At 67.8% G+C, this 7,618-nt stretch carries 6 protein-coding genes; 1 reads left to right on the forward strand and 5 read right to left on the reverse strand.

All coding sequences use genetic code 11. The features are described 5' to 3' along the window. The 4 genes from AC08OV_RS21965 to fxlM form a co-directional block, all read right to left on the reverse strand. Positions 1-851 (reverse strand): lanthionine synthetase C family protein (locus AC08OV_RS21965; RefSeq protein ID WP_476615073.1); only part of this gene is annotated, 851 nt, incomplete at its 3' end. Continuing rightward, a complete protein-coding gene (locus AC08OV_RS21970) occupies positions 852-3,854 on the reverse strand; it encodes a lantibiotic dehydratase (protein WP_476615074.1) in 3,003 nt (1,000 codons plus the stop codon). A gap of 152 nt (positions 3,855-4,006) precedes the next feature. Next, positions 4,007-4,204, reverse strand: a complete 198-nt coding sequence (fxlA, locus tag AC08OV_RS21975; RefSeq protein ID WP_035958751.1) for an FxLD family lanthipeptide — start codon at positions 4,202-4,204, stop codon at positions 4,007-4,009. 5 nt (positions 4,205-4,209) lie between these two features. Continuing rightward, complete coding sequence (fxlM, locus tag AC08OV_RS21980) at positions 4,210-5,505, reverse strand: methyltransferase, FxLD system (protein WP_476615075.1); 1,296 nt, start codon at positions 5,503-5,505, stop codon at positions 4,210-4,212. A gap of 262 nt (positions 5,506-5,767) precedes the next feature. On the opposite strand from fxlM, the gene AC08OV_RS21985 reads away from it, so the two are divergent. Beyond that, the gene (locus tag AC08OV_RS21985; RefSeq protein WP_476620249.1) at positions 5,768-6,700 is read left to right on the forward strand and encodes a hypothetical protein; all 933 of its coding nucleotides are present in this window, start codon (positions 5,768-5,770) and stop codon (positions 6,698-6,700) included. On the opposite strand, the gene AC08OV_RS21990 is transcribed toward AC08OV_RS21985, so the two are convergent. Beyond that, entirely contained in the window at positions 6,616-7,401 is a 786-nt protein-coding gene (locus tag AC08OV_RS21990; RefSeq protein WP_476615077.1) for an alpha/beta hydrolase family protein, read from the reverse strand. The two genes, AC08OV_RS21985 and AC08OV_RS21990, sit on opposite strands and share 85 nt — an antisense overlap. Positions 7,402-7,618 lie beyond the last annotated feature (217 nt).

The raw sequence follows: 7,618 nt of genomic DNA on the forward strand, positions 1-7,618 counted from the left end.
CTGGGACGCGCCGGGCCGGGCTGGCTTGTTCTGCCCTGACGCAGGTCGGGCAGAGTGATCCATTCCGGCCACCAGGGTCCGGCTTCGCCGTCCTGCTGCCAGGCGTCGAGCCAGGCGCAGACGTTTATGATCGTATCGTGCTGTCCGTCGACGACGACACCACGCCGCATCGCCCGACTGAGCAAGGACAGCGGCCCGGCTATCCCGTGAGCGAGGCCCAAGTTGCTGTGCCCACCGGGGTAGGCAGGGGAGGCGCGGCGGTGCGGATCGTGGTTGACCCACCAGCCCGGCAGCATCTGCCCGTCGATCCGATGCGGCTTAGACAAGGCGACGAGGTAGGCGAGAACCCGCTCCATTGCGCTGCCCTGGGGAGCGCGACGCAGTAGCAGCGCGCCGATCCCGGTCAGACCGAAAAACACGTCGTACTCGCGGAACCCTGGCAGTCTCCCGGCCGCGATGCGCTCCATGGCTGCGTCGGCTCGGTGGTGGGCGATCGCGGCGACGTGCCCGTCGATGGCGGCGAGGGCGCCGCGGTAGCGGCTCGGGTCGCTTCCTGCCGCGGCGTCCAGCATGAAGGTGATCGCTGGGGCGCCGAGGTACAGGCCGGTGTTGTCTGTGATGTTGGCCGGCGCGGCGACCGCGCTGCGGATCCAGCGGTCGGCCTGCTGCCACGTGCCGAGCCCGGCGTGGGCGCGTTCGATGTGGAGCAGGGCGATGCCCGCGCTGCCTTTCGTGAGGGACTGCGGTGCCCAGGGTTCGCTCTCGGGCGGGGGCTCGGGCAGAGCTAGCCGCTCGGCGTAAAGATCAACGGTCTGCGCGATTCCCGGAGGGGTGCTCGTTGAGGTCGCCACTCATGTCTCCGTGCGGTGGGCGGTGTGGCGCAGCGCGCAGGCCCGTGCGAGCCGGCCGGTGGCTCGTTCGACAGCCGGGTCGACACCGACAGCGCGATTGTGGTGCAGGTGCAGGAGCGATCGCAGGACCGGCATCGGGTCGCGTTGGTCAGCGAGGGCATCTCGGTATGCCGCCAGCGCACTGGCGCGGGTGCCCCAGGCAGCCAGGACATCGCGTCCGCCGGGCAGGGATTGCAGCCGCGTCCAACTGCCGTGCGGGTCGGCTAGTTCGAGTGTCTGTTGCCGTAGCGCGGGGTCCAGCCTTCCGTGTTCTTGGCGGAGTTCGCGGATCAGCCAGTCCAGCCCGTCTTGTGGGGACCCGGCGTAGCTCACTGCCAGGTCGACCAGGCTGGCAGCGGCCAGGGCCTGGGGATGCACGCCTGCGCGGATGGATGCGCTGATCTGGGCGATGGCGCAGGCCGAGTCGGCGGCGAAGACGTCCTGGACGTGGTCCAGGGCTGGGCTGTGTCCGTAACGTCCCGACTGGGGGTCATAGGTGGTGAGCGAGACGTGCGCGAGCAGGTGTTGTCGGCGCAGATCGTCGGCCCACCGGGCGAGGCATGCGGCGGCAGGGCCGTATGCGGAGGGCTCCGATAGCCAGAGGTATACGGCGAGGTACTGGTCGATCTCTGGTCTGCGCATTTCGCGGTTCCGCCGAAACCACCAGCGCGGCCTGTGGACGCCGAAGGCGTCGATCATGTGGGGAAGGTGTTGCGTCAGGAGTTCCTCGACGCGCGCCGGATGCCCGTACAGGTGCGCGGACACGACCGTGGACTCGCCGGGGAGATGCCCGGCGTCGACGGCCACGACTCGCCGTGTGCTGATGCCTGGCCCGGGATCTGTGGCGGGCTGCGGGTCCAAGACCATGGGGATCAGCACCTCGTGGGCACGCCCCAGCCAGGCCACGTCTTCCAGGGTCGACGTCTCGCGCAGTTCCAGGCGGTCAGCGCGTTCCAGCCGGGTGCGCAGCAGGAGACGGTGAAGCGGGTGGCCGAGGTCCACCGGCTGCCGCCGGTCGTGCTCCACCATCGCGACATGGCCGGGAACCCACCACCGGCTGCACCAGTCTTCCAGCGCGGCGTCCCACTCGGCCGTCGAGGCGCCGCGGCCGGGAAGTTCACCGGCCGCTAGCAGCCACCGTGCCGGAGACAGCACGGTGCGCCGGTATCGAACGCGTGGAAGGTAGGGAAGCTGTGCCGCCGCGCCGAAGTGGAATGCCTTGTACACGGCGGCTCGGGCGGTGGTGATCTCAGCGAGGAACCTCGCGAGCGGCGGGGTGTGCACGCCGGCCTCCAGGGCGTGGGCGACCCGCGGTTCGACGTACCGGCCGGTGGAGATCTGGGCGAGGTAGAAGCGGCGGTCGTCCACGCTGACCGCGAGGTCCGTCAGGGGGATCAGGCGTTCGTCGCCGTCGCGGTATTCGGCCACGGGGATCACATGTGTCAGGAGCTGCTGCGTGCGCGCGACGTTCTCGTTGCGCCGCTTACGCGGGGCGAAGGAGAGCTGCGCGGGGATCGCGTCGGTGCCGGCCGCAGCGAAGGTGCCCGCGATCAGGTCGCGGCCGTCCGCTGGCAGCAGGTGGGCGTAGCGGCCAGCCATGCTGCTGCCGGGCCGTGGCGTGCCGGTCACCGCCACCGTGAACCGGCCGCGGGCCAGCGCCTCAACGGACATGGAGCGGATCTCCACGGCCACCTCGACCCGAGCAGGCAGGTGCACGTCGGCCGGATCGCTGACCGCAAGCTCCTCGATCATCTGATCAGTCAGGACGATTTCGCCGCCGCCGGACAGCGTGGCCCGTTGGATCAGCGCCAGTAGTTTCTCGTCACGTTCACTCACCTGCCGAGCGGCACGCCCGCGCGCCGAGCCCAGATAGTCGGCCGGAACTCCCAGGCCACTGTCGGAGATCAGGTCCATGACCGGCACGAAGGCGCCCGTCCCGTAGCGGGTCCGGAACCGGGAGTGGTAGTCCCGCCAGGCGGGATAACCCAACGGATACGGTGAGAGTCGATAGAGGACCTGGACGGCGTTGCGGGCTTCCTGGGCGACCTGGTCCGGTATGTGAACGTCGCACTCCAGGATCGTGTCGACGATCATGGGTACCTCGGCGGCCTCGCTCAGCGCGTGCATCTGCTCGGTCACGGCCGACCTTGACCCGAGAACCTGGCTGGTGGCCGACACCTCCTTGTGGATCTCGAACATCGAACGGACAAGATCGCTAACCTCCGGAATGCCGTGGGCGTCAACGGCCTCCAGCTGAGCGCACGCATGACCGAGTGCATCCAGGCAGGTCATCGGCGCTGACAGATTGCTCAGCAGGATTCCTTGGTCGAGCAGACCCGTGAGCATCTCGTCGATCCGCTGCGCGGGGGCACTGGGGAAGCGCTCCATGAGCAGTGTTCGTAGCTCGCTGAACGTGACCGGTTTCCGCGTGGCCTCCAGCGCGGCGCAGACCGGTCGACTGTGGCGCACGGACACCTCGATCGGCGCCAACTCGTCCGCTATGCCATCCGGCGTCGGCGCGGGCGCTCCGAAGCGGTCACCGCGCACCAACCCGGCGCCATTGGCGACCAGCGACAGCCGCTCCCGCAGCGTCGGACACCGGTGCAGGCGCGCGAGGACATCACCGAGCCAGCCCGCGTCAACCCGGGCCTCGACCCGGTGATCGCGACCCCACCGCACCTTCGCCCCAGCATCGATCCGGGCCAGCGCGACTCCGGCGAACAGCCCAAAGGGAGTGGGACGGCGCTGCCACCGAAGCAGATAGGACGCTACGGAAAGCACGGTCCGGCGAACCGCTCGCACGTCATGACCACTGGAGGTCAGAACGGTGTCAACCTGCTGAATCAGCGCGGGACTCGCCTGAGCGATCGCCGCGCGAATTTCCTCGCGCCGCCACATCGCCGACAGCCACGCCGACCCTTCGTCCGCGGCGTCGGCACCGAACAGGTCCAGGTCCGCTGGCAAGTCCAATCCGCCCGGATCGGTGCTCGCACGTAGTAGTGCTGCACCGGCCCACTGGTACATCGCTGGAGATCTCACCGCCAGGCCGCCTCCCGGGGCACTGCTGCTGTGCGGGGGCCGTGGGTCGGGGAATGCACCGACGACCCCCGTACAGGTCAGGACGGGTCGTCGGCGAACGAGTTGCAGGAGCTGTCGTTGCCCGAGCAGGTGTTGCCGCATCCGTCATCGGTGGGGCAGTCCCCCATGATCGGGCCGTACGCCACGAGCACCCGTACATCCAGCGTGTACTCGTCGTCCTCGCCAGGCCGTTCAGCCAACGCCGTGGCGCTTCCAGACAGCGAAACCTCTGACATATGGATCATCCTCCTGCTCGGCGTGATGTTGCGCCCCGGCCGGCCGCGACGCTCGCCGCTCCCGGCCAGGAGATCGTGATCCGGCTGTGCTTCTTGTCGATGACGCGGCCAGCCGGCAGCTGGTCATCGGCGGTGCCTGCGGGGTCAACGCGGAACTGTGGCGAGCTGTGGCGGTGTTCCCGCCCCCAGACCTGGAGCTGCTCGGCGACCTGTTCGGCCAGCTCGGACGCGCCCGGACCGAAGGCATGCACACCGAACTCGACGTCCACCGAGTCCGCCGCACCGCGCGTCGTGACATAGGCGAGGGTGTCGTCGTCGACGACGGCCACCGCGGCGGAGTGACTGCCCGGTGGGGAGAGCAGACCCGTGTCCAGCTTTCTGTCCAGCACAACGCGACAGAAGCCCGGCAGCACGGTGGCGAGCCACATCTGCGTACCGGCCCACGGTTCGAAACGGCCGATCGTGACCCCGCTCCAGACCTCCACCCGCGGCGCGTCGAATACGCCTTCCAGCAGGCCCGGATCGGTCGGGGGCCCCTCCTCGAAGCGCAAGGTGATCTCACCCTCGCGTAGGACCAGCAACGTGGTCTGGTGCGCTCCGGCGCCCTGGATGGGCACGAAGCCGAACAACCGGGACGCCCGACTGAGCAAGTACTCGTTGGCTCGCTCGAAGGTGATCACACGCGACAGGCCCCGCAGCTGCAACGGCACCGCCAGACGACCGCCCTCGGCCAGCTGAGCCACCCAAGCCGGCGGAACGTCCCACGCACCGACCGTGACCAAAATACGGTCATAAGGGGCGTGCTCAGGCACACCGAACTCGGCGTCGGCGAGCACAACGTTCACCTGAGGGTAGCCGACCTGCGCGAGAAGATGGCGCGCCCGGTCGATGACGTCCTTGTCGATGTCGACCGTGGTGACCTGACCTGCCGGACCGACGAGCTCGGCGATCAAGGCAGCGTTGTACCCCCCAGAGCCGATCTCCAAGATCCTCATGCCGGGGGTGATCGCAGCCTGCTCCAGCATGTACGCCTGGACCTGCGGAGCGGAAACCGAGCTCACAGAACTTCCAGCGTCGTCGCGCTTCGTAACTACTCCGTTGTAAAGCTGGTAAGCCTCCTCCAGCTCCACCCCCGGTGCGAAGGCTTCCCGACGGACCTTGCGCATCGCGGCCTCGACCGGCCGCGAGGTGATCGTGCCCTCCGCAAGAAGATCGTCAACCATCTTCCTGCGCAGCTGCGCTGCGCGATCGAGGCCGGAGACGTCGCTGTTCGGCTCTACGGGTGAAGACACGTCGGTCACACGATCTTCCTTGTCGTCGGCGGGTGCGGTGGCGAGCCGTATGGCCGTCAGCGGCTCGTTGGCTCGTCCGGTTAAGAATGCCGGCCACGATCACGATCGACCAGGCCAGCAGCTACCCGTGTCGATGGTCATCGACCGACTATCTGGACATATCCTGGACACTGTGGTGGTCATCCCTTCACTGTCCGTCGATGAGGTCAAAGAGAGTCTGAAGCGCCTCCGCCAAGGACATGGCCTGGCTCGCCCCACCGCGCTTCCTACCGTGCTGCCTGAGCTGCTCCGGGCCCGCCTGGCAGACGGCAGGGTGAGCGAGCCTGCATCGGCGCAGGAGGTCACGCTGCTCGTGACCGCGTTCCGGCAAGCCGTCGAGGGGCTGGCCGACGACGAGCGCCTGTGCGTCGAGGTCGACTTCAACCTGAGCGCCGAGCATCGGTACCCAACGCTCACCGAGCGACAAGAGTCGCTCGCGCGCCAGCAGAGGTGCGCGGCGAAGACCGTTCGTCGCCGCGCCGACCGAGCGCTGGACACCCTCGCCTACATGCTGTTGACGAACGGGCCATCGACCGTCACGTCGACGGTCAGGAGCCCGGCAACGATCTCGTCCCCTGAACAGGATCGGTCGCCGGTCGATCACGGCGAGCCCTGGGGCGAGGACCTGAGAGCGTTCTGGCGACTCTCCCACGGGGCACGCATCGATATCGTCTGCTCGGAGATCCCCGAGGATGAGCGCCCAGAGTACGCCTCGCCAGCCGACCGTAACTACCTCCGTTATGCGAAGTTCGCGGATCTTGACACGTTGATCTACCTGCGGACCCGATTCGCCCGGTTAGCCCCGACCGTGACGATTCGAGACTTCGCCCCCTCGGAGTACTTCGACACCCAGGCCGATGTCCTCGTGGTCGTCGGCGGACCGCCGTGGAACGCCAAGTACCGCGAGCTGATTACCGATCACGCAGTGCGCCCCCACCACCACCGGTTCCCCGGACGAGGTCGAGCCGGACCCCTTCTGCTGGGCCCGCAGGCGCGCCTCTTTCGGGTAGCCGAAAACGCAGTGCTCGCCCACCACGGTGCTCTCCTCAATGTGCACCGGTGCATACAGAGAGGCGATGTTCATGCTCGGCCCTTGTCGCCAACGAGCCACCTCACTGTGACTGCGACTGCCTCGTCCTCTCGTTCTCGGGTGTCGAAGCCGTGATCCGAACCTTCGACGGTGTGAAACTCGGTGTGGGGTCTGGCGCAGGCTGCCTGCCACGCGATCTCGTACGAGACCGCGGTGTCCCGATCGCCGTGTACCACGAGCGCCGGTGCAGCGGTCGCCATCAGGGAGTCCAGCGGCCGATAATGATCAAACTCGTCGAACAGCACCCGGCCGACCTCGAACTCCCCGTCGAGCACCAGGAACCCCTGACCTGACAGCAGCTTCTGCTGATCGGGGCCGAAGTTCTCTCGTCCCCACGGCAGTTCCGGTGTCAGGAATGTCCGCCGGAGGTCGAGTACCGGATTCCACAGGACGAGCCTGTTCAGGCGGTCGGCCAACCAGGGCAGCGAGAGCGAGGCCGATACCGCTCCGAAGCTCGACGCCACGATCGACAGGCGACCTGGCAACTGCTCCTCCGCGTACTCGACCGCGGCCTGGAGGTCGAGCAGCTCGCCGGCGATCGTCACGCCACGCTGGGTCCCTCCGCTTCCCCCGTGGCCGCGGAAGGAGAACCGCAAAACATGAAAGCCGGCGTGTGCAAGTCGATCAGCGAGTCGGACGAACATGCCGCCCTCGGTCATGTTTGCGTTGATTCCATGTAGCTGGATGGCCACCCCCCGGTGCTGTCCTCCGACGGCTGCATGCACCGCGCCCTCCAGCCGTACTCCATCGATCGACGTCAGCTCCACCCGCTGCATCTTCCGCTGCTCCCTGTCATATTTCCGGCCACCGGCAACCGAGCCAGCGCTCCTCCTACGACCAGGATGACCGCACCGTCGCGCCCGACGTTCCACCTTTCGATGTCTGCCGTTGGCGGGCGCCCACCCAGCCGGCCTGCGCTAGCAGGTGGGAGCAGCGCACGATCTTCGGCGACGCGCCGCGGGCGTGTAAGAACAACGGCTCTGTCGCAGATTC

The sequence above is a fragment of the Frankia sp. CeTa3Moorea genome (genome assembly GCF_978021225.1).